21 protein-coding genes, 1 tRNA gene and 1 other RNA gene are annotated in these 22,553 nt (G+C 63.8%); 10 read left to right on the top strand and 13 right to left on the bottom strand.

Annotated elements, in window-relative coordinates:
- The first annotated feature begins 21 nt into the window (after window positions 1-21).
- The gene (locus QM797_RS00270; protein WP_283273134.1) at window positions 22-672 is read left to right on the top strand and encodes a class I SAM-dependent methyltransferase; all 651 of its coding nucleotides are present in this window, start codon (window positions 22-24) and stop codon (window positions 670-672) included.
- Between the two features lie 67 nt (window positions 673-739).
- Here the strand turns inward: QM797_RS00270 and QM797_RS00265 are convergent, their stop codons facing one another.
- A complete protein-coding gene (locus QM797_RS00265; protein ID WP_283273133.1) occupies window positions 740-1,591 on the bottom strand; it encodes an NAD(P)H-binding protein in 852 nt (283 codons plus the stop codon).
- Window positions 1,588-2,022 carry a nuclear transport factor 2 family protein gene (locus QM797_RS00260; protein ID WP_283273132.1) on the bottom strand — a complete coding sequence of 145 codons (435 nt, stop codon included), beginning with the start codon at window positions 2,020-2,022 and terminating at the stop codon, window positions 1,588-1,590. Before QM797_RS00260 ends, QM797_RS00265 begins: the two co-directional genes overlap by 4 nt.
- 87 nt (window positions 2,023-2,109) lie before the next feature.
- Between QM797_RS00260 and QM797_RS00255 the strand changes: the two genes are divergently transcribed.
- The 4 genes from QM797_RS00255 (at window position 2,110) to QM797_RS00240 (ending at window position 4,819) form a co-directional block, all read left to right on the top strand.
- The gene (locus tag QM797_RS00255; protein WP_283273131.1) at window positions 2,110-2,700 is read left to right on the top strand and encodes a TetR/AcrR family transcriptional regulator; all 591 of its coding nucleotides are present in this window, start codon (window positions 2,110-2,112) and stop codon (window positions 2,698-2,700) included.
- Window positions 2,701-2,815: 115 nt separating this feature from the next.
- Entirely contained in the window at window positions 2,816-3,244 is a 429-nt protein-coding gene (gene arr / locus QM797_RS00250; RefSeq protein WP_283275213.1) for an NAD(+)--rifampin ADP-ribosyltransferase, read from the top strand.
- A 46-nt stretch (window positions 3,245-3,290) separates the two neighbouring features.
- The gene (locus QM797_RS00245; RefSeq protein WP_283273130.1) at window positions 3,291-4,157 is read left to right on the top strand and encodes an alpha/beta fold hydrolase; all 867 of its coding nucleotides are present in this window, start codon (window positions 3,291-3,293) and stop codon (window positions 4,155-4,157) included.
- Window positions 4,158-4,201: 44 nt separating this feature from the next.
- Window positions 4,202-4,819, top strand: a complete 618-nt coding sequence (locus QM797_RS00240) for a dihydrofolate reductase family protein (protein WP_283273129.1) — start codon at window positions 4,202-4,204, stop codon at window positions 4,817-4,819.
- 13 nt (window positions 4,820-4,832) lie between these two features.
- On the opposite strand, the gene QM797_RS00235 is transcribed toward QM797_RS00240, so the two are convergent.
- Together QM797_RS00235 and QM797_RS00230 are read right to left on the bottom strand one after the other, a co-directional pair.
- Window positions 4,833-5,555 (bottom strand): mycothiol-dependent nitroreductase Rv2466c family protein, encoded by a 723-nt coding sequence (locus QM797_RS00235; RefSeq protein WP_283273128.1) that lies wholly within the window; start codon window positions 5,553-5,555, stop codon window positions 4,833-4,835.
- 67 nt (window positions 5,556-5,622) lie between these two features.
- Window positions 5,623-6,324, bottom strand: a complete 702-nt coding sequence (locus tag QM797_RS00230) for a type III PLP-dependent enzyme domain-containing protein (protein ID WP_283273127.1) — start codon at window positions 6,322-6,324, stop codon at window positions 5,623-5,625.
- 234 nt (window positions 6,325-6,558) lie between these two features.
- On the opposite strand from QM797_RS00230, the gene QM797_RS00225 reads away from it, so the two are divergent.
- Window positions 6,559-7,779 (top strand): type III PLP-dependent enzyme domain-containing protein, encoded by a 1,221-nt coding sequence (locus QM797_RS00225; protein WP_283273126.1) that lies wholly within the window; start codon window positions 6,559-6,561, stop codon window positions 7,777-7,779.
- On the opposite strand, the gene QM797_RS00220 is transcribed toward QM797_RS00225, so the two are convergent.
- The 7 genes from QM797_RS00220 to QM797_RS00190 form a co-directional block, all read right to left on the bottom strand.
- On the bottom strand, window positions 7,742-8,440 hold the full coding sequence (locus QM797_RS00220) for a response regulator (protein ID WP_283273125.1): 699 nt from the start codon (window positions 8,438-8,440) through the stop codon (window positions 7,742-7,744). The two genes, QM797_RS00225 and QM797_RS00220, sit on opposite strands and share 38 nt — an antisense overlap.
- The gene (locus tag QM797_RS00215; RefSeq protein ID WP_283273124.1) at window positions 8,433-10,979 is read right to left on the bottom strand and encodes a sensor histidine kinase; all 2,547 of its coding nucleotides are present in this window, start codon (window positions 10,977-10,979) and stop codon (window positions 8,433-8,435) included. Before QM797_RS00215 ends, QM797_RS00220 begins: the two co-directional genes overlap by 8 nt.
- A gap of 32 nt (window positions 10,980-11,011) precedes the next feature.
- Window positions 11,012-11,650, bottom strand: coding sequence for a potassium-transporting ATPase subunit C (locus QM797_RS00210; protein ID WP_283273123.1), 639 nt, complete (start codon window positions 11,648-11,650; stop codon window positions 11,012-11,014).
- A gap of 1 nt (window position 11,651) precedes the next feature.
- Entirely contained in the window at window positions 11,652-13,748 is a 2,097-nt protein-coding gene (gene kdpB, locus QM797_RS00205) for a potassium-transporting ATPase subunit KdpB (RefSeq protein ID WP_283273122.1), read from the bottom strand.
- Window positions 13,745-15,517, bottom strand: coding sequence for a potassium-transporting ATPase subunit KdpA (gene kdpA, locus QM797_RS00200; RefSeq protein ID WP_283273121.1), 1,773 nt, complete (start codon window positions 15,515-15,517; stop codon window positions 13,745-13,747). The genes kdpB and kdpA overlap by 4 nt, the downstream gene beginning before the upstream one ends.
- Window positions 15,518-15,521: 4 nt before the next feature.
- Window positions 15,522-15,620, bottom strand: a complete 99-nt coding sequence (kdpF, locus tag QM797_RS00195) for a K(+)-transporting ATPase subunit F (protein WP_080734555.1) — start codon at window positions 15,618-15,620, stop codon at window positions 15,522-15,524.
- Between the two features lie 287 nt (window positions 15,621-15,907).
- Window positions 15,908-16,816 carry a LysR family transcriptional regulator gene (locus tag QM797_RS00190; RefSeq protein WP_283273120.1) on the bottom strand — a complete coding sequence of 303 codons (909 nt, stop codon included), beginning with the start codon at window positions 16,814-16,816 and terminating at the stop codon, window positions 15,908-15,910.
- Window positions 16,817-16,955: 139 nt separating this feature from the next.
- Between QM797_RS00190 and QM797_RS00185 the strand changes: the two genes are divergently transcribed.
- Both QM797_RS00185 and QM797_RS00180 read left to right on the top strand, forming a co-directional pair.
- Window positions 16,956-18,371 (top strand): MFS transporter, encoded by a 1,416-nt coding sequence (locus tag QM797_RS00185; protein ID WP_283273119.1) that lies wholly within the window; start codon window positions 16,956-16,958, stop codon window positions 18,369-18,371.
- Window positions 18,368-19,114 (top strand): 3-hydroxybutyrate dehydrogenase, encoded by a 747-nt coding sequence (locus QM797_RS00180; protein ID WP_283273118.1) that lies wholly within the window; start codon window positions 18,368-18,370, stop codon window positions 19,112-19,114. Before QM797_RS00185 ends, QM797_RS00180 begins: the two co-directional genes overlap by 4 nt.
- A gap of 244 nt (window positions 19,115-19,358) precedes the next feature.
- On the opposite strand, the gene QM797_RS00175 is transcribed toward QM797_RS00180, so the two are convergent.
- A tRNA-Ser gene (locus QM797_RS00175) sits at window positions 19,359-19,446 on the bottom strand.
- Window positions 19,447-19,538: 92 nt separating this feature from the next.
- Here QM797_RS00175 and ffs point away from each other — a divergent pair.
- Both ffs and QM797_RS00165 read left to right on the top strand, forming a co-directional pair.
- An RNA gene (gene ffs / locus QM797_RS00170) (signal recognition particle sRNA small type) lies at window positions 19,539-19,633 on the top strand.
- A 52-nt stretch (window positions 19,634-19,685) separates the two neighbouring features.
- A complete protein-coding gene (locus tag QM797_RS00165) occupies window positions 19,686-20,972 on the top strand; it encodes an aspartate aminotransferase type Ic (protein ID WP_283273117.1) in 1,287 nt (428 codons plus the stop codon).
- Between the two features lie 63 nt (window positions 20,973-21,035).
- On the opposite strand, the gene QM797_RS00160 is transcribed toward QM797_RS00165, so the two are convergent.
- Complete coding sequence (locus QM797_RS00160) at window positions 21,036-22,553, bottom strand: DHA2 family efflux MFS transporter permease subunit (RefSeq protein WP_283273116.1); 1,518 nt, start codon at window positions 22,551-22,553, stop codon at window positions 21,036-21,038.

The raw sequence follows: 22,553 nt of genomic DNA, 5'->3' as shown, positions 1-22,553 counted from the left end.
CCGCGCCTTGGAGAGACCGAGATGAGACGACCGACGCCGTACACCCTCTCGGCGCGCCTGTACGACGTGATCTCCTTCGAATGGCCGGTGTATCGCGCCGGTCGAGAGGCGGCGTTCGAGCTACTGAATCTGCCTGCGGGCAGCCATGTTCTGGACCTCGGCTGCGGCACGGGCCTGAACTTCGCCGGCCTGCAGCGGATGATCGGACCCACCGGCTCGATCACCGGAATCGACGCCAGCCCGCAGATGCTCGAACAGGCCCGACGGCGAGCTGACCGGGCCGGCTGGGACAACGTCACCCTCGCCGCCGCCGACGCCACCACGCTGACTCTCGCGGATCTGGGCGAGCACGCACCGTTCGATGCGGCCCTGAGTACCTACGCGCTCTCGCTGATGACGCCGTGGCAGGCGGCTCTCGACGCGATGATCTCGGCTACGCGAACGGGCGGCGTCGTGGCCGTCGTCGACATGCAGCGGCCCGTCGGACGGGCGGCGGTGTGGACCCCGTTGGCGAAGCTTGCCTGCCGACTCGGAGGGGCGGATATCGAGGCTCATCCGTGGACGGCAATGGCTCCACTGCTGCGGGATCTGTCGACTCGCGCTGTCCGCGGCGGCCATATCCAGGTTCGCGTCGGGACTGTCGGCTACCGCCCCGCAGAGCCTAATTCATGAACGTCGCTCGCCTGCGTTGCGTTCAGCTGGGTAGCTGACGCAGGCTGCGCTACAGCTCGGACCGTGCTCATGGCCGACGACCCGGGCTGCGGCCGAAGGGTGGGAACGTTTCGGCGACGAAGTGCTCGAAGCTACGCGGGGCTCTCCCGGTGATGCGTGCGACGACGTCGGTGACGCGATCCTCGGAGCCCGTTGCGATGGCCGCATCCAGGGCCGCCAGGATCGGCGCGTACTCGGGAGGGAGGCCGCCGTCGATGTGTAGCTGTGCCAACTCGTCGACGGAGATCGATTTGTGGCGCAGAGGTTTTCCGCTGTGGGTGGCGATGATTCGCGCCGCGTCGGAGTAACTGAGCGCCTCGGGTCCAGTGATGATGTGGTCGGTGTCGTGCGACTGCTCGTCCAGCAGTGCGTGCACGGCGACGGCGGCGATGTCGCCCGCATCGACGAAGGCGATCCGCCCGTCCCCGGTTGCGGATACGGTCTCGCCCGCACTGACTCCTGCCGCGAGAGCGCTGCTGCCGCGGAAGTTCTGCATGAACCAGCTCGGTCGAAGGACTGCCCATTCGGGTATATCGGTCGCCACCGCGTCGTGAATCTTGCCGAGTCCGGGCGCACCACGATCGAGTGCGGACGAACTCAGCGCGACGACGCGTCGAACACCCTGTTGCAGAGCCTGTTTCAGGAATTGTCGAACGAGAGGTAGTGGATCGGCCACACCGACAGGCGCAACGAGATAGACCGCTCGGACGCCGTCCAATGCAGCTGCATGGGTACCGTGGTCGAGCCAGTCGAATTCGATCTGGTCTGCGGACGTGGGTGTACGAGACGCCGCTCGATACTGCGCCCCTCGTTCGTGGAGAAGCTGAGTAACCCGGCTTCCGGTCGTTCCCGTCGAGCCGAGAACCAGGACGTCGCTCATGCGCGGTCACCCGCGAAGGCCGCTGTGACGTCGTCGACCGAACCGAGGGCTTCCGCGGCGGCGAGTGGACTCCAATAGTCCTTGTACGTGGTGATTGCGCCGTCGCGCACGGTGATGACAGCGATGTATGCGAGTTCGTACGGCTTACCTGTCGCAGGAACGACGCCGGCAGCCTCGAACTCGACCACGACTACCTCCGCGTCGGCGGTTTCATGGATCGTCGGCGACGTGATGTTCCGTATGTCGAGAATTTCGGGATATCCACGCATGTATTCGTGAATTGCGGCGCGACCTTCCACGCGGCGCGGGTATCCCGCTGCTGCAAAAGGAAAGACGATGACGCCGTCGACCGCCCACAGGTCGGCGAACGCACTCATGTCGTGCGCCCGCAAGTGCTGCAACGCAGTGTGGACGACGTCGGTGGGCTTCATGGGTCTCCTCCAGTGGACGATACGGTTGCGTCTCATCCAAAGGTACACTGGACGGTACCGTATCGTCCATTTGTTAGAGTTGGTCGTATGAGTCCACGGAAGGCGACGGGTGCCGCGGTGTTTCAGCCGGATGTGACCCGTGCGATCACGGAAGCGGTGCTCGATGAATTCGCCGAACTCGGGTTCGGGCGACTGTCGATGGAAGGCGTCGCCAAGCGCGCGGGCGTCGGTAAGAGTGCGCTGTACCGACGTTGGCCGTCCAAAGTTGACATGGTGGTGTCGGTGTTGTCCGAGTTCAGCGTCGACATTTCTCGGATTCCCGACACCGGCTCGCTGTACGGAGACCTGCGCGCGACGCTCGACAACCTGATGGAGTGGATAGGGGATCCGAGATTCGCCCGGATTTTTCCTGATCTCGTCGCAGAATCGGCACGGACTCCGAGGCTTGCACAGTTGCACATGGAGCTGATCGGAATTCCACGACGTGAGCGTGCGATCAGAGTGTTCGAGCGAGCGATCGACCGCCGGGAGATGGCGGCCGGGTTCAATCTCGAGCTGGCGCTCGATCTTCTTGCAGGAACTGTCTATTGGCGCTTTGCCGTGCGTGGAGTCGAGGTGGATTCGGCGTACCTCGACGAGGTGGCCACCGCGCTGATCGGCGCGTTCAGCAACGCATGATCCTGCGCTCGCCCGCTTACCGTCAGTGTATCGCCGGGGTGGGGGCTTGCGGCAAGACCCCGTCGAGCATGCACACTCTTCCGGCTACCGACACGGAGGAGTTTCTATGGCAGACATGGCCGATACACCGGAGCGATTTCGGGTGCACGAATCCGGTTCCTACTTTCATGGCACCAAGGCCGATCTGGAGGCCGGTGACTTCTTGGTCCCCGGCTATCGCTCGAATTACCGTCCCGAGCACATCTCGAACTACATCTACATGACCAAGGTGCTGGACGGTGCCGTGCTCGCGGCGGAGATGGCCGTCGGCGAGGGAAATCCGCGGGTCTACATCGTGCAGCCGACCGGCAGTGTGGAGGACGACCCGAACGTGACGGACAAGAAGTTTCCCGGCAACCCGACGCGCTCCTATCGCAGCGCAGAACCGGTACGCATCGTCGAGGAGACGACCGACTGGGTCGGACATTCGCCCGAATACCTGCAGCGTTTCCGAGACGGTCTCGAGAAGTTGAGACAGACGGGCACTGCGGTTCTCTACGACTAGGCGGCACCGTCCGGTGAGTTTTCGCTCGGATCGAGGTCACACGAGCATGACGACAGAGACAGTTTCCGTGCCCGGTGCGACCCTGACCTACGACGTGATCGGCGAGCTCGAGCCCGGGGTCACGCCCTTGGTGCTCATCGGCTCACCGATGGATGCGAGCGGGTTCGGGACGTTGGCATCGCACTTCCGCGACCGCGTGGTCGTCACGTACGACCCGAGAAATGTCGGACGTAGTCGACGAGACGACGCGACCGCCGCGGTCACCTTCGGCGAACATGCCGACGACCTGCATGCAGTGCTCACCGCCGTCGGTCATGGCCCTGTCGATGTGTTCGCCTCGAGCGGGGGTGCGGTCAATGCGCTGGTACTCGTCAGCAGATACCCGTCCGATGTTCGGACGTTGGTTGCCCACGAACCACCCGCCGGAGGCACTTTGCCGGACCGCGAGAACATTGCGTCAGTGTGCGCGAACATGGTGACCACGTACGACGCTCACGGCCGCGGCCCGGCGATGGCCGAGTTCATGTCACTGCTGATGCACGCAGGGCCTATCGACGACGCGTTCTTCGCTCGCCCGGCACCGGACCCGGCGCAGTTCGGCCTCCCAGCCGAGGACGACGGAACCCGCGACGACGCCCTGATGTCCAACATGCGCGGGGGAGGCGTCGACTTCGCACCGGACGTCGATGCGTTGCGCGCAGCACCCACCACCGTGGTGATCGGAGTAGGGGAAGAATCCGGCGGTTCCGAGGACGGTCACATCGCAGCTCGCGCAGCGCATTCGACTGCGGCGCTCCTCGGATCAGAGCCGATCGTATTTCCCGGCGGCCACTCGGGCTTCCTCGGCGGCGAATTCGGTCAGACCGGAAAGCCGACAGAATTTGCTGAGACTCTGCGAAAAGTATTGGGCTGAACAAGGTTTTTCCCGAAGAAGACCCCACCGAACCAGGAGACATCATGGGCCTCATCACGTTGGAACTGTTCGCCACCCTAGATCTCGTCGCACAATCACCCGGAAGCCCCGAGGAAGATCCCGAGAATTTTCCCTACGGTGGCTGGCAAGCTCCTCTGCTCGACGAGGTCTCCGGGGCGCAAGTTGCCGCCGCATACGAGGGCACTGATGCGCTCCTGCTCGGACGGCGCACCTACGACATCTTCGCTGCGTACTGGCCGAACCAAGACGGTTCGTTTGCAACGTTGTTCAACACGATCCCGAAATACGTGGCCTCGCGTGGCACACCCGATCTGCGGTGGGACGGTTCGACCCAACTCGGACCGAATCTGGTGGATGCGATGCGTGAGATCCGAGACAGACACGACAACATCAAGGTCGTCGGAAGTCTCGATCTGGTTCAGACTCTGTTGCGCGAGAAGCTCTTCGATCGACTCGATCTATGGGTGCATCCCATCGTTCTCGGAGTCGGGAAGAGAGTGTTTGCCGACGGCACCGTGCCCAGTAACCTGACGCTGCTCGTGCCACCGGCCGTCGGCGGGAAGGGCACCGTCTACCTGCGTTACGGCCTCGACGCCGGAACCCCGGACGTTGGCAACATGGACGACGTGCGAGGCGGCTGATCCGGCCGGCACATCACTTCTTCTGTCGTCGGCTACCTGCGTGCCAGTCCTGTTGCACGCCCGCCTCGTCCTCCTGAACGCCCAGCGCCTTCAGCTGGGGGAGCTCACGCAGGCTGCGCTTCATCTCGGCGAAGCCGGAGAATCGAGCGAGACCGATCACGTTGTCCCACAGCTCTACTGCCTCTTCGTCGCTGGGTAGTCTGCTGATCACCGGCCCGAAGAACGCGACGCCGTCCGGTGGCTCGAAGGCGATGATAGGTGTGCCGACGTCCTTGCCGGTCAGCGACAGTGCATGATCGGTTTCGGCCCGGATCTCGTCGTCGAGTGACGAATCATCGAGTGCTGCAGTGTGATGGGTGGGCAGCCCGAGTTCTTCGAGGATCGGCCCGAGGAATTCCGCGGTGCCGCGATAGCCGTGGCTCGCAGCGTCGTCGGGCACCACCTCGGTGTCGAAGATGCGCGTTCCGAGGGCCTCGTACAGCGGCCCGATCGCGGCCGACCCGTGCTCACGACGAATAGCGGCAGCGGCCCGCAACAGTCGCAGACCCGCGGTGTGGCCGGCCTCGTACTCGGGTGGAAAGTGCGCGTCGTAGTCGATGTGCGAATTGAGCAGGCGCAGCGAGATGAACCGCCAGTCGACGGTGTAGTCGCGCTGGGCTTGGACCTTGCGGACCCACTTGCTGGTCATCCAGGCGAACGGGCACACCGGATCGAAATAGAAATCGATATCGGCCATCGAGTGGACGCTCCTTCTCGGGACGGAAGTTCTGTCCACTCGACGGTATACGCCACCTCCCGGAGAGTCAGTGGGCCGCCGCCTGCGCCGGTATCACCGAGACGGCAGGCCGTGGCAGATTCCATCGGGTGCACCCCTCACGAAGTGCAGCGTCCACAGCGCGCACGACGGACGTCAGGTACGGGGCGGAGCAGTTCATCCACTCCTCGGTCGATCCTCCGCTCAGAATGATCCGGTGCACCGGCGATCCGCACGTCGTGGACTCGGATGCTCGGCGCAGCAGTCTGTCGGCCGCCGAGGCCCACTCGTCCGCGTCGCCGGAGTTGCTGACGTCGCTGTGGCGGCCGACCACCTGCACTCGGTGATCGCAGAGTGCTGCCGGCGCGTCGCTGTCGAGGTAGACATATTTCGTTCGTTGCGCGCACTCTGTCAATCGAGCGATCTGCGGCACTTTACCGACGACGAAGCGGAACACCCCGCGGTGCACGGCACTGCGGATACCGTCGGTGCTGGCTCCGCATCGAAACACTATTTGGTTCGGTCGAATCCCGCTGAGCTGCACACGATCGAGCTCGTCGTCATCGTGCGCGAGGACGGTGACACCGGAGTTCCGTACCCAGGCTGCGAGAGCCTGGTCGCCGAGCTCGGCCGCACGGACACCGAAACCGACCCCTGGGATGACCCGACGCATGAGGTGAATCGAATTGTGCAGTTGTGCTGTGTAATCGGGAACTTCGAGGTAATCGGGAGCTTCGAGCGAGAGTGTCATGCACTCAGATATACGCCCGCGTGAACCACTCGGGCGGTTCGTTGACGGAGTTTTGACGCGACGTACGGAGATTCTTACGGGGTGCAGATGGTCGAGGCGCATCTGTTACCGCGGCGTCAAGGTCCTCGTCTGCAGCGTCAATTTTCCGTCAAGGCAGGGTTGTTCGCCTCGATTCGGGACGATGATCGACTGGAGGCCCGCACTCGGTCGGGTATCGACGAGGAGATGTGTTCGATGACTTTGTTGGATTATCTGCCGTCGCTCAGAGGCGCTCTGTCGCCGCGGTTGGATCATGCCGTGTGGCCGAGTACGACGCACTATCGACACGGTCGAGTGACGGTGGCAGGTATGTTCCTCGACGACATCGCCGATCGTTACTCGACGCCGGTGTGCGTGATCGACGAAACCAGCCTGCGCGGTAGGTGCAATCGCATCGCGCTCGAGTCGTTCACAGCCGAAATGCTCTACAGGCCAGGCAGTGTGCTGGCCCCGGTTGTCGCGCGCTGGATAGGGGAGCAGCACTTGACGTTGGTCGTCGACTCGATGGCAGGGTTGTCGTCCGCCCGGCAGCTCGGTGTCGATCCCTCCCACATCGTCGGCCGTGCGCAGAGCGCGCAGGCTGCAGATCACTTTCTGTCACTTCCGGCGGGTGAGCGAGTGGGCCGAATCGTCGTCGCCGCAGGTCTTCACCGGATTTCGGATGCGGACCGTGCCTTAACCCTCGCACAGTCGACTCTGGTAAGCACCGATGGCAATCGTGAATACGCGGAGAATGTCATCGCTCAGGTTGTCGACTGCCCTGCAACAATATTCGACGGTGTCGAATGCAGCGCGTCCACTCTCGACGGGGTGTTCGCACGGATTGTCGAGTCGCTCGGGGTGATGGCTCAGGCCTACCGAGATCATGGTGTGCTCGGTAATCGACTGCATCTACGGATCGATTCTCCGACGGGACTCGATACTGCGCTCCTGTCCGACGTCGTCGAAGACGCCGTCGACGAGGGTTGCATTCGGCATCGCTTTCCGCGTCCGCAGCTTGCCGTCGAGACCGGGGAGTCGATCACAGACGCGTCCATGGTCACGGTGTGCCGTGTCCGGTCGATCGACCGGACGGATTCGCGACGAGCCGTCGTGGTAGTCGACGGTGGAACCGGTTGCGCCCCGGCCGGTCCGGCCGCGGCGGTCATCGCCAACCGCCACAGCCTCGGTGTCGAGGAATTGTTCGTACTCGCGGACGGCAGTGATCCTCTGCGCCGGTGCGTCATCGACTCCGAAGTGTCGCTCCCGGCAGATGTTCGGGTCGGTGATGTACTCGCGATCGCCGACGGTCCCGGCGACTGCCCGAGCGTCCTGACACTGTCCGACGGACAAGCCCACCATCTGGATCTGCTCCCCGAGATGCCTTCTCGTGTTCGGTTCATTCCACGAGTCGATACCCCATTCCGGTCTCGGTGATGAGATGCCGAGGCTTGCCCGGGTCGACTTCGAGCTTGCGTCGAAGTTGAGACATGTAGATCCTCAGATAGTTGGAGCCGTGATCGTGCCCTGGGCCCCACACCGTTCTGAGTAGTTCTTTCTGCCCCACCAGCTTGCCTGCATTGCGGGCCAGCATCTCGAGGACTCCCCATTCGGTACGCGTCAGATGCACGATCTCGCCGTCCCTGGTCACCCTCTTGGAGGCCAGATCGACGGTGAAAGACGAGGTGGTCACCAGCGGGTCCGTGGGGGACGTCCTGATGGCTCGTCTGCGAACGGCGACGCGTAGCCGGGCCAGGAATTCGTCGATCCCGAACGGTTTGGTGATGTAGTCGTCGGCACCGGCGTCGAGGGCTTCGATCTTGTCGCCGCTGTCGGTGCGCGCGGACAGCACGATCACCGGAATCTCGCTCCATCCTCGCAAGCCGGCGAGCACGTCCAGGCCGCCGATATCGGGCAGTCCGAGATCGAGGATTACGACATCGGGGTGCTCGGACGTAATGGCGCGTAGCGCGCCCGTACCCGTGGACGCGGTGACGACGTTGTAACCGCGGGCGGTGAGGTTGATGCGCAGTGCGCGCACGATCTGCGGTTCGTCGTCGACAACCAGAACCTTGATCGCGGAACGGGATTCACCCATGGGTCTGCTCGGAGAAGTCGCCTCTGGCAGTCGATTCCGCTCGGTCCAATTCGACGGTCATGGTCACCCCGCCGCCTGCGGTATCGGACACCGTCACCGAGCCTCCCATGGCTTCGACGAACCCACGCACAACGGAGAGTCCGAGCCCGACGCCCGTGGAGTTGTCGCGGTCGCCCGATCGTTGGAAGGACTCGAACACAGCCTCTTCGCTTCCGGGAGCGATCCCAGGGCCGCTGTCGGCAACGGTGATCACCGCTCGGTCGCCGATGTAGGCGGCCCCGACCCGCACCGGCGATCCTGGTGCGTGTCGCAGCCCATTGTCGATCAGATTCGCCAGCACGCGCTCGAGCAGACCCGCGTCGGCGGAGACAGCGACGTCGTCCACATCGACGATGACGAGCTCGCGACCAGTGTGCGTTCCGACGAGCGCTGCGTCCACAGCGTCCTCGACGTACACGATGGACCGGCTCGGCTGAATGACCCCCGCCGCTAATCGCGATGAATCGAGCAGGTTGCCCACCAGACCCGTCAGCTGGTCGGTCGATTCCTCGATGGTCGCCAACAGCTCAGCGGTGTCCTCGGCGGAGAACTCGACATCGGTCGCACGCAGACTCGACGCCGCAGCCTTGACCGCGGCGAGCGGTGTTCGCAGGTCGTGGCTGACCGCAGACAGCAGCGCCCGCCGAAGACGGTCGGCTTCCTTCAGTCCTGCTGCGGCGCTGGCTTCCTGGGCGAGTTCGGTCTGCCTGATCAGGCCCCTGGCTTGGTTGGCTACGGCGCTGAGCACACGTCGATCGTGCGCACCGGTCTTGGTGCCGGACAGGAGCAGTGTGAAGGAACCGTCGGGGGTGTCGATCGCGGTGTCGGCGTCATCGGGCACAGCCGGTGGAGAATCACCGACAGATTCGACGATCACACCAGCACCTCTGATGATCGAGACCGCGCGTTGGGAGTACGTCTCGCGGACTCGCTCCAACAGCGTTCGAATGTCGCCGCCGCGCAGCACCGTTCCGGCGAACAGGGTCAGGAGCTCGGCTTCCTGAGACGCTCGCCGAGCTTCGCGGGTGCGTCGGGCGGCCGCGTCGACGAGAAATGCCACTGCCACTGCCATGATGAGCAGCACCACGGTGGTGACGAAATTGTCGGGTTCGGCGATGGTGAAGCTGTACCGCGGGTCGGCGAAGAAGTAATTGAGCAACAATCCTGCGATCAACGCCGACAGTGCCGCGGGCGCAACGCCGCCCAGGAGCGCAACGGCGAGTACGACCATGAAGAACAGAGCGCTCTCGCCGCCGAGATCGAGATACGGATCCACCAGCAGCATCGCCAGGGCCGAGACAACGGGTACGACCACGGCGCCAACCCAGGACAGAATTCGTCGGTGCTTCGGGTTGGGCGGAATCAGCCGACCGAGCCGAAAACCTCGACTGACCTGGTTGTGGGTGACCATGTGCACATCGATCTTGCCCGAGTTCTGAATGACCGCAGCGCCGATGCCCTCGTCCAGTATTCGCGCCCAACGAGACCGCCGCGAGGTTCCGATGACGAGCTGGGTTGCGTTGGCCCCCCGTGCGAAGTCGAGCAGTGTGGTCGGCACATCGTCACCGACGACACTGTGCATACTTGCGCCGAGACTCGCTGCGAGTACGCGGACTTTTCCCATCTGCGGTGCCGAGACGCCGGTGAGGCCGTCACCGCGGATCACGTGCAGCACCATCAGTTCCGCGCTGGACCGCGAGGCGATCCGGCTTGCGCGACGCAACAGGGTCTCGGACTCCGGTCCGCCGGTCACCGAGACGACAACACGCTCACGTGCTTCCCACGTGTCGGTGATGTCATGTGTACTGCGGTATTTCGCCAACGCAGCGTCGACCTGATCGGCAATCCACAACAACGACAGTTCGCGCAGGGCAGTCAGATTGCCTTGACGGAAGTAGTTGCTCAGTGCTGCGTCGACCTTCTCGGCTGCATAGATGTTTCCGTGGGAGAGTCTGCGGCGCAGCGCTTCTGGAGCCACGTCGACCAATTCGATCTGTTCCGCTGCCCGTACCACCGAATCGGGGACGGTTTCTCGTTGCGGCACACCGGTGATCTGCTCGACGACATCGTTGAGACTCTCCAGATGCTGCACGTTCAGGGTCGAGACCACATCGATTCCCGCTGCCAGCAATTCCTCGACGTCCTGCCAGCGCTTCTCGTGGGCGCTACCCGGGGTGTTGGTGTGGGCGAGTTCGTCGACGAGCACCAGCGAAGGGTCGCGCTCGATGATCGCTGCGACATCGAGTTCCTGAGCGATCGATCCGCGGTAGTGGACTATCCGCGGAGGAACCAGTTCGATGCCGTCCAGTAACGCGGCGGTGCGGGCGCGGCCGTGGGTTTCCACCACGCCCGCGACCACATCGCATCCACGTTCTTGCCTGCGGTGCGCTTCACCGAGCATCGCGAAGGTCTTACCTACCCCCGGCGCGGCCCCGAGATAGATGCGCAGTTCACCGCGATCGAGTCCGCCGGACCCCCGCTTGCCGGTCTTTTTTCCCATGTCGTCTACCTGCTGCCCTGGACCGTCGAGGTTCAGCTCGTTCCGCACCCAGGTGCCGTCAGTCCCAGAGCAACATTGAGCTCCGGCACGTTCACTGTCTCGTTGCCGAGGAACCCGAGCTGCCTGCCGTCGGTGTGTTCGGCCACCAGAGCCGTCACCGCGTCGACGCTCATGTTGTTGACCTGCGCGACGCGTTGGATCTGAATCGCCGCGTAGGCGGGGCTGATATCGGGATCGATACCCGAGCCGGATCCGGTGACCGCGTCCACCGGCACAGCGGCCGGGTCGACGCCTTCACGCTCGGCGATGACTGCACGACGTTCCTCGATGAATGCCGCCAATGCTTCGCTACTGGGGCCCTGGTTGGTCGGCAGTGACGCGGCCGGGTCGCTCGCGGCAAAGGCATCCTCGTCGGAGATGGAACCGGTAACTCGGTTGTGGAAGAACGGATCCGGCGCTCCCTCTTCGACCTGCGGGTCGACCCCGATCAGACTGCTACCGACGACGCACCCGTTCGCGTCACGCAGCGGCGACCCCTCGGCAGAGCTGGATCCGATGCGGCTCACCGCCCATACCGCCGCTGGATACCCGATACCGAGGATTACCGTGAGCGCGAGCAGCACCGACAGTCCTGCCACGATCTGACCGAGAAATCTTTGTACGAAACGCATGTCAGCCTATCCCTGGGATGAAACGAACGACGAGGTCGATGAGCCAGATCCCGATGAACGGGGTGATGACGCCGCCCACTCCGTAGAGCAGCAGATTGCGGCGCAGCAGTGTCGAAGCGCTCGACGGGACGTAGCGAACACCTTTGAGCGCCAGCGGAATCAGCCCGATGATCACAAGAGCGTTGAAGATGACCGCGGACAGGATCGCCGATTCGGGAGTGGCGAGCCGCATGATGTTGAGGCCGTCGAGTTGTGGGTAGACGACGCTGAACATCGCCGGCAGAATCGCGAAGTACTTCGCGAGGTCGTTGGCGAGCGAGAACGTCGTCAACGCTCCGCGGGTGATCAACAACTGCTTGCCGATCTCGACGACCTCGATCAACTTGGTCGGATCGGAATCGAGATCCACCATGTTGCCGGCCTCTTTTGCGGCCGACGTACCGGTGTTCATTGCGACACCGACATCGGCCTGCGCCAGAGCGGGGGCGTCGTTGGTGCCGTCGCCCGTCATCGCGACCAGTCGGCCGCCTTCCTGCTCCTTGCGGATCAACGCAAGCTTGTCCTCGGGTGTGGCCTCGGCGAGGAAGTCGTCGACACCTGCCTCGGCCGCAATGGCTTTCGCGGTCCGCGGGTTATCGCCGGTGACCATGACGGTCCTGATTCCCATGGCTCGCAATTGAGCGAATCGCTCCGCGATGTGGGGTTTGACGACGTCGGAGAGTTCGATGACACCCAGTGCGCGTGCGGGACCGCCCTGGGGCGTAGTAGCGACCACCAGCGGTGTGCCGCCCATTTCGGCGATGCTGTTCGAGATGTCGTCGATCTCCAGGGCGATCGAGGGACCGCCGTTGGCGCGGACCCATGCCAGCACCGAATCGGAGGCACCCTTGCGGACCTGGGTGCCGTCGAGATCGATTCCGCTCATGCGGGTTTGGGCGGTGAAGGCGATGAACTCGCCGGTCTTTTCGGTGTCCGTGGCGTGCAGGGGCAACGAGTATTCGACTCCGCACAGATCGACGATGCTGCGGCCTTCGGGTGTGCCGTCGGCGAGTGAGGACAACCGTGCTGCTGCGGCGAGTTCGCCTGCCGTCGTGCCGGGTGCGGGATGAAGCCCGGTGGCGCGACGGTTGCCGAATGTGATCGTGCCGGTCTTGTCCATCAAGAGCGTGTCGATGTCGCCCGCTGCCTCGACGGCGCGGCCCGACATCGCCAGAACGTTTCGCTGAACCAGTCGGTCCATACCGGCAATTCCGATGGCGGACAACAACGCTCCGATAGTCGTCGGAATCAGACATACCAGCAGCGCGATCAGTTTGATCGGGTCTTGTTCCTCGCCGCCGTACGCCCCCATTGGTCCGATCGCGACGACGGCCAGCATGAAGATGATCGTCAGCGAAGCCAACAGGATGTTCAGCGCGATCTCGTTCGGGGTCTTCTGGCGCGATGCACCCTCGACGAGGGCAATCATTCGGTCGACGAAGGTCTCGCCCTGAGCGGCGGTGATCCGTACGACGATCTCGTCGGAGAGCACTCCGGTGCCGCCGGTCACCGCTGACCGGTCACCGCCCGATTCGCGGACGACCGGCGCAGATTCGCCGGTGATGGCCGACTCGTCCACGCTGGCAATGCCTTCGATGACATCGCCGTCTCCCGGAATGATCTCGCCGGCGGAGACGACGACCTCGTCACCGACCTTCAATTCGGTACCGGGAACCTCTTCGATCGTCCCGTTCGATGTCCGACGGCGCGCGACCGTGTCTCGCTTGACCGCACGCAGGCTCGCGGCCTGGGCCTTGCCACGGCCCTCGGCCACGGACTCGGCAAGGTTGGCGAACAGCAACGTGAACCACAGCCACGCCGCTACGAGCCAGGAGAACACCGAAGGATCGAGGACCGCGAGCACGGTGGTGACGACGGAGCCGATGAGCACGACGAACATGACCGGGTTGCGGGCAAGATGCCGTGGGTCGAGTTTGGCGAACGCGGACGGCAGGGACGTCCACATCTGCCGGGGGCTGAAGTAACCGGATCGGACCGGGGTGGGGGAGTCGTCGACGTCGGTTTCGTCGTCTACGAGCCTGGATGAGGTGACGGTCATTGCAGTGCCTCTGCGATCGGGCCCAAAGCCAGGGCCGGGAAGAATGTCAGTGCCGCAACGAGAACGGCGGTTCCGAGTACCAGTCCGGTGAACAGCGGTCCGGTCGTGGGAAGAGTGCCCGGGTTCGGAGCGGTGCGCTTGGAGGTGGCGAGCGAACCGGCCAGTGCCAGTACGAAGATGATCGGCAGGAAGCGTCCGAGCAGCATCGCGATGCCCAGGGAGGTCTGGAACCAGTCGCTGGTGACGGTCAACCCGCCGAACGCGCTGCCGTTGTTGTTCGAGGCGGAGGCGTAGGCGTAGAGGACCTCGGTGAATCCGTGTATCGATCCTGGCGTACCCGGGTCACCCGAATTGCCCTGGAAGCCGGTGGTGGAGGACAGGATCACGGTGATCGAGGTGCCGATCAGAACCAAGGCAGGCATCACCAGTACCGACAGTGCGGCGAGGGTGATCTGGCGCTGCCCGATCTTCTTGCCGAGGTACTCGGGCGTACGGCCGACGAGGAGTCCACCCACGAACACCGCAATGATCGCGAGCACGAGCAGTCCGTACAGACCGGTTCCGACACCACCGGGAGCGATTTCGCCGAAGAGCATGTTGAGCAGGACGGCTCCTCCGCCGAGCGGGGACATGCTGTCGTGCGCGGAATTGACTGCGCCGGTGGAAGTTCCCGTTGTCGCGACGGCGAAGAGGCTCGATCCGGGGATGCCGAACCGAACTTCCTTGCCCTCCATCATCGAACCTGCTGCCTGCGCTGCGGCGCCGCGCGCACCGGATTCTGCAACGGCAGTGACCGTGAGGAGCGCTGCGAACAGGGCCGTCATGACCGCGAGCAGAGTCAGGCCCTGACGACGGTCACCGACCATGGTGCCGAACGTGCGGGTCAGGGCTACCGGGATGAGCAGGATCGAGATGATCTGCACGACGTTGGTCAGGGGGGTCGGGTTCTCGAACGGGTGCGCGGAGTTGGCGCCGAGGATTCCGCCACCGTTGGTGCCCAGTTCCTTGATCGCTTCCTGCGATGCGACAGGAGCCAATGCATTCGAGACCGACGACCCGTCGAGCCCCGTCGAGGCGAAACCTGTGCTGAAGGATTGAATTACGCCCTGCGTCAGCAGAATCAGTGCGATGACGAACGACAGTGGTAGCAGGATACGGAGGATTCCGCGGACCAGGTCGACCCAGAAGTTGCCGATCTCACCGCCGGTCCGCACACGTACGAAACCTCGTACGACGGCGATGGCGACAGCGAGTCCGACTGCGGCAGAAACGAAGTTCTGCACCGCCAAGCCCAAGGGCTGCGTCAGGTTCGACATCGTCGTCTCGGGTGTGTACGACTGCCAGTTGGTGTTGGAGACGAAGGAGATCGCGGTGTTGAACGCCACCGACGGGCTCACTCCCGACAGTCCTCCGTTCAGCGGGAGCACACCCTGAACGCGTTGCAGCACATAGAGAAAGAGGACGCTCGCAGCGGAGAAGCCGAGTAGCGAGAGCGCGTATCCGACCCAGGTCTGCTGGGAGCGTGGGTCGATTCGGCAGAGGCGGTAGATCAGCTTTTCGACGCGAAGATCTGCCCACACGGTCGTGCCGCCGCGGGTGCGCTGCAGGGTGGCTGTACTCCCTGCGGCACCGAGGCTCTCTGTTCTTGTGTCGACATCATGTTCGGTGGCAAAGACTTTCGCCATGTAGTCACCGAGGGGTACGTACGCGATCGCCAGAACGACGACGACCACGAGGATCTGGAGCGATGCTGCCAGAGCTGCAGTCATGTTCTCAGAACCTCTCCGGGTCGAGCAGAGCGACGAACAGATAGATGACCACCGCGGCGGCGATCACCACGAGTACGACGTTGATGGTTCCGTCGAGCGTCATTTCGCCTTCGCCTTCGCCTTCGTAGTGGCAGTGGTCGCCAACGCCCGCAGGATCAGTGCACAAACACCGAATCCCGCGGCCGTGACGAGGAGATAACCCAAATCAGCCATGAACGTTCAAGCCTCTTCGACATAGTGCGGTCCAACGCATCGTCAGCGCTGGTCGGAGGCCCATTAAGCCTCCGGTCACCGATATGTTTACGCCGTCGAAACTGGCCCGAAGACGATCCTTACGGATCCTTTACGCCTGGGAATTCAGTCATGACACAAATATGACGCGGCCTTCAGTCAGCTCTCTCCCAACAGAGCCGAGCGCTGCTCGGTGACGACCGCGCGGATCGCGTCGACCACTGCTGAGACCTCCGGTCGTCGCAGTGTTTCGGTGCGGGTGACGAGCCAGTAGGTCAGTTTCACCGCGATCGCGTCGGGCAGGATTCGTTGGAGGTCGGGGTGACGGTCGGCCATGAAGCACGGCAGCAGTCCGATTCCTGCCGATGCGCGGGTTGCTTCGACGTGAACGAACACGTTGGTGGAGGTGACCGATTCGCGCATCGTGGGGGTGAAGTTGGGGGCCAGATCGAGATCGTCGACGTGCAGCATCGAGTCGATGAAATAGATGAACGGGTGTGCAGAGAGGTCGGCCGGCACCTGCGGCGTTCCGTGTTCCTTCAGATATGCCTCGGAGGCGTAGAGACCGAGTAGATAGTCCCCGAGCCGGATGGCCTCCGCGCGATGCACCTGCGGTTGCCCGACGACGATCTCGATGTCCAGTCCCGATCGTTGCTGCGACGCGCGTCTGGTGACCGCGACGATCTCAACGGACACCCGCGGATGAGCGCGCTGCACCCGCGCCGCGGCCGGGGCGGCGATGTAGGCACTGAATCCGTCGGTCGCCGAAATGCGGACGACGCCTTCCAGCGCGCCTGCATCGGTCGAGACGAGGGTGCGCAGCGCATCCTCGACGGCCTCGGCGGCGGCGAGCGCCCCGCGGCCCAGTTGCGTCAGCTCCCAGCCGCCGGCACCACGGGTGAGGACGCGGCCGCCGAGCGTGTCCTCGAGTGCGGCGATGCGTCGGGAAATGGTCGTGTGGTTGATGCCCAGGTCGTCGGCCGCGGAGCTGTAGCGGCCGGTCCGACTGACGGCGAGCAGCACCAGCAGGTCGTCTGCACTGGGGATCTTCGCACCACCGCGTGTCATGTGTGCAGTTTTGCAGATCCCACCTGCGTTCATGGCTCTTGCGTGGTTATGGATCTGCACCAATACTCAGAGCAACCCCGCTACATGTGTGGTCTGTCACAGATATGAGCACGCAGTGCCGAGCAACACAGGAGAAAACATGAGCGTCGATCAGCCGCTGACCGAACGACCCGAACCGGATCCCGACGCCACGCCCGCAGGCCTGAAGAAGGTCGTCGGAGCATCGATGGCAGGCACCATCGTCGAGTGGTACGAATTCTTCCTCTATGGCACCGCCGCAACGCTGGTGTTCAGCAAGATCTTCTTCGCTGCCGGAACCAGTGAGCTCGACGCGATCCTCGCGGCCTTCGTCACCTACGCCGTCGGCTTCGTCGCCCGGCCGTTGGGCGGCATCGTATTCGGCCACTACGGCGACAAGTACGGCCGAAAGAAGTTGCTGCAGTTCAGCCTCGTCCTCGTCGGCGGAGCCACGTTCCTCATGGGCTGCCTGCCGACGTTCGAGGCGATCGGCTACTGGGCACCGGCATTGCTGGTGACGCTGCGCTTCATTCAAGGCTTCGCCGTCGGCGGCGAATGGGGAGGCGCGGTTCTCCTTGTGGCAGAACACAGCCCGAACAAGTCTCGCGGATTCTGGGCCAGCTGGCCACAGGCCGGCGTTCCCGCAGGTAATCTGCTCGCCACCGTCGCGCTGCTGGTCCTGACGACCACCCTGTCCGACGAAGCCTTCCTCAGCTGGGGCTGGCGCGTCGCGTTCTGGCTCTCCGCCGTCATCGTTTTCGTCGGCTACTACATCCGCACCAAGGTCTCCGACGCCCCGATCTTCCTCGAGGCACACAAGCAGGCCGAGGTCATCAAGGCCGCATCGTATGGCGTCTTCGAGGTCGTCAAGCGTTACCCGCGTGGAGTTTTCACCGCGATGGGACTGCGCTTCGGTGAGAACGTCATGTACTACCTCGTCGTCACCTTCTCCATCACGTACCTCAAGGTCGAGGTGGGCACCGACACCACCACGATCCTGTGGTGGATGCTGATCGCCCACGCGATCCACTTCTGCACAATTCCGTTGGTGGGCAGGCTCGCCGACCGCATCGGTCGTCGTCCGGTGTACTTCGCCGGTGCGCTCACCGCGGCCACCTGGGGCTTCTTCGCGTTCCCGATGATGAACAGCGGCCACAACGTGGTGATCCTGCTCGCCATCATCATCGGCCTGGTGTTCCACGCTTTCATGTACGCCACTCAGCCGGCCATCATGGCCGAGATGTTCCCGACGCGGATGCGGTACTCCGGTGTGTCCCTTGGCTACCAGGTCACCTCGATCGTCGCCGGTTCGCTGGCCCCGATCATCGCGGTCAAGCTGCTCGACATCTACGGCTCGTCCGTCCCGATTGCGGTGTACCTGGCCGTGGCCTGCGCCATCACCGTGGTTGCCGTCGTCGTCGCTCGGGAGACGAAGGGGTTGGCGCTCGAAAGCATCGACATCGCCGACGCCAAGAACCTGGCCACCGAGGCCGAGTTGGCGAAGGTCGGTCTGCTCGATCAGAATTCACAGCGGTGACGGACCTGACCGGACGCTCCGCCCTCATCACCGGGGGAGCGTCCGGCATCGGGGCCGCGTGTGCACGCGAGCTCGCCGGCCGCGGTGCACGCGTCACCGTCGCCGATGTGAACGACGTTGCCGCAAAGGAATTGGCGTCGGAGATCGGCGGTGAGGTGTGGTCGGTGGATCTGCTCGACACCACCGCTCTGGACGATCTTCGCGTGGACGTCGACATCCTCGTCAACAATGCGGGTATCCAAACCGTCGCACCGATCGTCGACTTCGATCCCGGCGCGTTCCGCAGAATCCAGACGCTGATGGTCGAGGCCCCGTTCCTGCTCATCCGAGCTGCATTGCCGCACATGTACTCTCGCGGCTTCGGTCGCGTGATCAACCTGTCGTCGGTGCACGGACTGCGGGCGTCGGAGTTCAAGGTCGCCTACGTCACCGCCAAGCATGCACTCGAGGGACTGTCGAAAGTGACGGCCCTCGAAGGCGCCGCCCACGGAGTGACGAGCAACTGCGTCAACCCGGGATACGTACGAACGCCGTTGGTGGAAAAACAGATCGCCGACCAAGCCGTCGCACACGGCATCCCCGAAGACGAAGTACTCGAAAAGGTGCTGCTGACCGAGGCCGCCATCAAGCGACTCGTCGAACCCGCCGAAGTCGCTTCACTGGTGGGGTGGTTGACCTCCGAGAACGCGGGCATGGTCACCGGAGCGTCGTACACGATGGACGGTGGTTGGTCGGCTCGTTAGGTTCGGTGCCGCCCGTCCGCGTCAATGGTCCACTGCACACGTCTGGGCAGTGCAACGGTCCATTGACGCAGACCCGGCAGCCGAGTGAATGGACCTTTGCATACGTCTGACCAGTGCAAGGGTCCATTGACGCGAACGGGGCGGGCGCGCGGACCGGCTGAAGAAAACGCGATCGGGCCAGCGGGCGAATGGCAACACCCTCGAACAGCAAGAAGCCCCTGTGACCGAGTCACAGGGGCTTCTCTGGCGGAGGATAGGGGATTTGAACCCCTGAGGGCGTTAACCCAACCCGCGTTCCAGGCGAGCGCCATAGGCCACTAGGCGAATCCTCCGTTCGGAAGCATACCGGGTAACCCCGGCTATCTCCCAAACGGCTGCACAAGGGCCCTGATGCGACCTCATCGTCGGGACGGCTACACTTCCTAACGGATCCCGCGCGGCGCGCATCCTGTGAACTCCCCCAGGGCCGGAAGGCAGCAAGGGTCAATGGGCTCTGCCGGGTGCGCGGGGTCCCCTTTATTCAGTGACATCGACACTGTCCGGGGAACCCGTCACCGAGAGGCCGCTCCGCATGCCAGCGCAAACCCAGTTGGGTCTGATGAACCATGAGGAGCTCGCCTCCGAGCACGAGCGGCAGAGCGCGAAGTACACGCAGCTCAAGGCCGAGGATCTGAAGCTGGATCTCACTCGCGGTAAGCCGTCACCCGAGCAGCTCGATCTCGCTGCGGACCTGCTGACGCTTCCCGGCGCGGATTTCAAGGATGGCAACGGCACCGACTGCCGCAACTACGGCGGCCTCGCGGGTCTGCCGGAATTGCGTGCCATCTTCGGTGAACTGCTCGGCATCCCGGTGAAGAACCTGGTGGCCGGTAATAACGCCAGCCTCGAGATCATGCAGGATTTGGTTGTCTGGGCCCTGCTGCACGGTCTGCCCGATTCGCCCCGCGCCTGGTCGGCCGAGCCGAACATCAAATTCCTCTGCCCGGCTCCCGGGTACGACCGGCACTTTGCGATCACCGAGAGCTTCGGCATCGAGATGATCCCGGTTCCGATGGGGCCCGACGGCCCGGACGTGCACGAGATCGCCACGCTTGTGGCGTCGGATCCTCAGATCAAGGGCATGTGGGTGGTGCCGAACTACTCCAATCCCACCGGTGCCGTCTACTCCGAAGAAGTCGTTCGCGCGCTGGCCACCATGCCCGCTGCAGCACCCGACTTCCGTCTGTTCTGGGACAACGCCTATGCGGTGCACCCGCTGACCGAGGAGTTCGCGCCGTCCTACGACGTCATCGGCATGGCGGCCGAGGCAGGTTTCCCCAATCGTGCGTTCGTGTTCGCCTCGACGTCGAAGGTCACGTTCGCCGGTGCGGGCGTCAGCTTCTTCGGCAGCTCCGAGGAGAACCTCGCCTGGTATCAGAAGCACCTCGGCAAGAAGAGCATCGGCCCGGACAAGCTGAACCAGCTTCGGCATCTGCGTTTCTTCGGTGACGCTGAGGGGGTGCGGGCCCACATGGCCAAGCATCGCGAGATCCTGGCTCCGAAGTTCGCTCTGGTGCAGCAGATCCTCGAAGATCGGCTCGGTGCGTCGAAGATCGCGTCCTGGACCGAACCCAAGGGCGGTTACTTCATCAGTCTCGACGTGCTCGAGGGCACGGCCGCGCGGTCGATCGCGTTGGCCAAGGACGCCGGAATTGCTCTGACGGCCGCCGGCTCGGCCTTCCCTTATGGAAAAGATCCGGAAGACAAGAACATTCGCCTCGCCCCGAGCTTCCCCTCGCTCGGTGAGCTGGAGAAGTCGATGGACGGTGTCGCGACCTGTGTGCTGCTGGCCGCGACGGAGAAACTGCTCGAAGGCTGAACCCTTGTGAGCGGAACTTCGTAGCCCGCCACGAAGTTCCGCTCACCTGCGGCGCAGCCGCTCTCAGTGCCCGACGACAACCGCACCTTCGGGAGCCGAGGGCAACGGTCCCTTCTTCAGAAGCGTGGCCGACAGCACTGCGCCGAGCAGGAAGATTCCCGACGCCCACCAGAACGTGGTGGTGTAGCTGGCGATCTCGGCATTGGCCTGCAGCAGAGCCGCATCGGTCGCCGTCGCGATGTTGGAGCTGACGTAGCTGGTGGCAGCATTGGCGGCCACGGTGCTCAGCAACGCCGTACCGATCGAGCCGCCCACCTGCTGCATCGTGTTCACCGTGGCCGACGCGACGCCGGAGTCGTCCGCGTCGACTCCCGAAATCGCGCCCTGCATGGCCGGTGCCATGGTGGCTCCGAGTCCGAGGCCCATGATGACCAGACCGGGCAGGATGTGCGTGACGTAGCTGCTGTCGATGTCGATCTGCGTCAGCAGTCCCATTCCGACGGAGGCCACGATCAGGCCGGTCGTCATCAGGATGCGGGGTCCGAAGCGGGGGAGGATCAACGCCGTGGACAGTGTCGCCGTGAGAATCAGCGACGCGATCATCGGCATGAACGCGAACCCGGTGGTGATCGGTGTGTACTTCAGCGTGTTCTGCAGGTAGTACGTCAGGAACAGGAACACCGCGAACATGCCTGCGCCGGTGACGAAGACAGCGAGGAACGATCCCGCACGGGTGCGGTTCAAGACGATCCGCAACGGCAGCAGCGGGTGCTCGACGCGCATCTGGATGGTCACGAACACCGCGAGCAGTACGACACCTGCAGCGAGGAATCCGAGGGTGACGGGATTGCTCCACCCGTCGGACTCCGCGTGGGCGAAACCGTAGACGATCGAGAACAGCGCGGCCGAGACGGCGATCGTGCCGGGGATGTCGAGCTTGGGTCGGACGTCGACCTTGTGCTTGGCCAGGAACAGGAAGCCGCCGACGAATGCGAGCGCGGCGAAGATCAGGTTGACGTACAGGCTCCAGCGCCAGTTGGCCCATTCGGTGAGCATGCCGCCGAGCAGCAGGCCGAGTGCGCCGCCGCCGCCGGCGATGGCACCGAAGATGCCGAATGCCTTGGCACGTTCCTTGGTGTCGGTGAAGGTGGTGGCCAACAGTGACAGAGCCGCGGGGGCCAGTAGTGCACCGAACAGGCCTTGACCGGCGCGTGCAGCAACGAGCATGCCGAAGTTGACGGCTGCGCCGCCCACCGCCGACATCAGCGCGAAGCCGACGAGTCCGATGAGGAAGGTGTTGCGTCGTCCGAATAGGTCGCTGAGGCGGCCTCCGAGCAGCAACAGGCTGCCGAACGCGAGTGCGTACGCGGTGACGACCCAGGAGCGGTCGGCGTTGTCGAAGCCCAGGTCGAGCTGGGCGGCGGGGAGTGCAATGTTCACGATGGTCGCGTCGAGCACGACCATGAGCTGAGCCAGTCCGAGCGTCGCGAGAATCAGCCAACGATTCCGATGCGCACGTTCGTCGACCGGCGTTGTGGTCGACGTGGCGTCGCCCACGTTCTCCGATGAAAGGGTGGTCAT

It is taken from the genome of Rhodococcus sp. IEGM 1381, assembly GCF_030056795.1.
GTDB lineage: Bacteria > Actinomycetota > Actinomycetes > Mycobacteriales > Mycobacteriaceae > Rhodococcoides.
This window is presented reverse-complemented; position numbering and strand designations above follow the sequence as displayed.

Coding starts and splice junctions, on each gene's coding strand:
- QM797_RS00270 (WP_283273134.1), top strand. CDS start 22: ATGAGACGACCGACGCCGTACACCCTCTCGGCGCGCCTGTACGACGTG.
- QM797_RS00265 (WP_283273133.1), bottom strand. CDS start 1,591: ATGAGCGACGTCCTGGTTCTCGGCTCGACGGGAACGACCGGAAGCCGG.
- QM797_RS00260 (WP_283273132.1), bottom strand. CDS start 2,022: ATGAAGCCCACCGACGTCGTCCACACTGCGTTGCAGCACTTGCGGGCG.
- QM797_RS00255 (WP_283273131.1), top strand. CDS start 2,110: ATGAGTCCACGGAAGGCGACGGGTGCCGCGGTGTTTCAGCCGGATGTG.
- arr (WP_283275213.1), top strand. CDS start 2,816: ATGGCCGATACACCGGAGCGATTTCGGGTGCACGAATCCGGTTCCTAC.
- QM797_RS00245 (WP_283273130.1), top strand. CDS start 3,291: ATGACGACAGAGACAGTTTCCGTGCCCGGTGCGACCCTGACCTACGAC.
- QM797_RS00240 (WP_283273129.1), top strand. CDS start 4,202: ATGGGCCTCATCACGTTGGAACTGTTCGCCACCCTAGATCTCGTCGCA.
- QM797_RS00235 (WP_283273128.1), bottom strand. CDS start 5,555: ATGGCCGATATCGATTTCTATTTCGATCCGGTGTGCCCGTTCGCCTGG.
- QM797_RS00230 (WP_283273127.1), bottom strand. CDS start 6,324: ATGACACTCTCGCTCGAAGCTCCCGATTACCTCGAAGTTCCCGATTAC.
- QM797_RS00225 (WP_283273126.1), top strand. CDS start 6,559: ATGACTTTGTTGGATTATCTGCCGTCGCTCAGAGGCGCTCTGTCGCCG.
- QM797_RS00220 (WP_283273125.1), bottom strand. CDS start 8,440: ATGGGTGAATCCCGTTCCGCGATCAAGGTTCTGGTTGTCGACGACGAA.
- QM797_RS00215 (WP_283273124.1), bottom strand. CDS start 10,979: ATGGGAAAAAAGACCGGCAAGCGGGGGTCCGGCGGACTCGATCGCGGT.
- QM797_RS00210 (WP_283273123.1), bottom strand. CDS start 11,650: ATGCGTTTCGTACAAAGATTTCTCGGTCAGATCGTGGCAGGACTGTCG.
- kdpB (WP_283273122.1), bottom strand. CDS start 13,748: ATGACCGTCACCTCATCCAGGCTCGTAGACGACGAAACCGACGTCGAC.
- kdpA (WP_283273121.1), bottom strand. CDS start 15,517: ATGACTGCAGCTCTGGCAGCATCGCTCCAGATCCTCGTGGTCGTCGTC.
- kdpF (WP_080734555.1), bottom strand. CDS start 15,620: ATGACGCTCGACGGAACCATCAACGTCGTACTCGTGGTGATCGCCGCC.
- QM797_RS00190 (WP_283273120.1), bottom strand. CDS start 16,816: ATGACACGCGGTGGTGCGAAGATCCCCAGTGCAGACGACCTGCTGGTG.
- QM797_RS00185 (WP_283273119.1), top strand. CDS start 16,956: ATGAGCGTCGATCAGCCGCTGACCGAACGACCCGAACCGGATCCCGAC.
- QM797_RS00165 (WP_283273117.1), top strand. CDS start 19,686: ATGCCAGCGCAAACCCAGTTGGGTCTGATGAACCATGAGGAGCTCGCC.
- QM797_RS00160 (WP_283273116.1), bottom strand. CDS start 22,553: ATGACCACCCTTTCATCGGAGAACGTGGGCGACGCCACGTCGACCACA.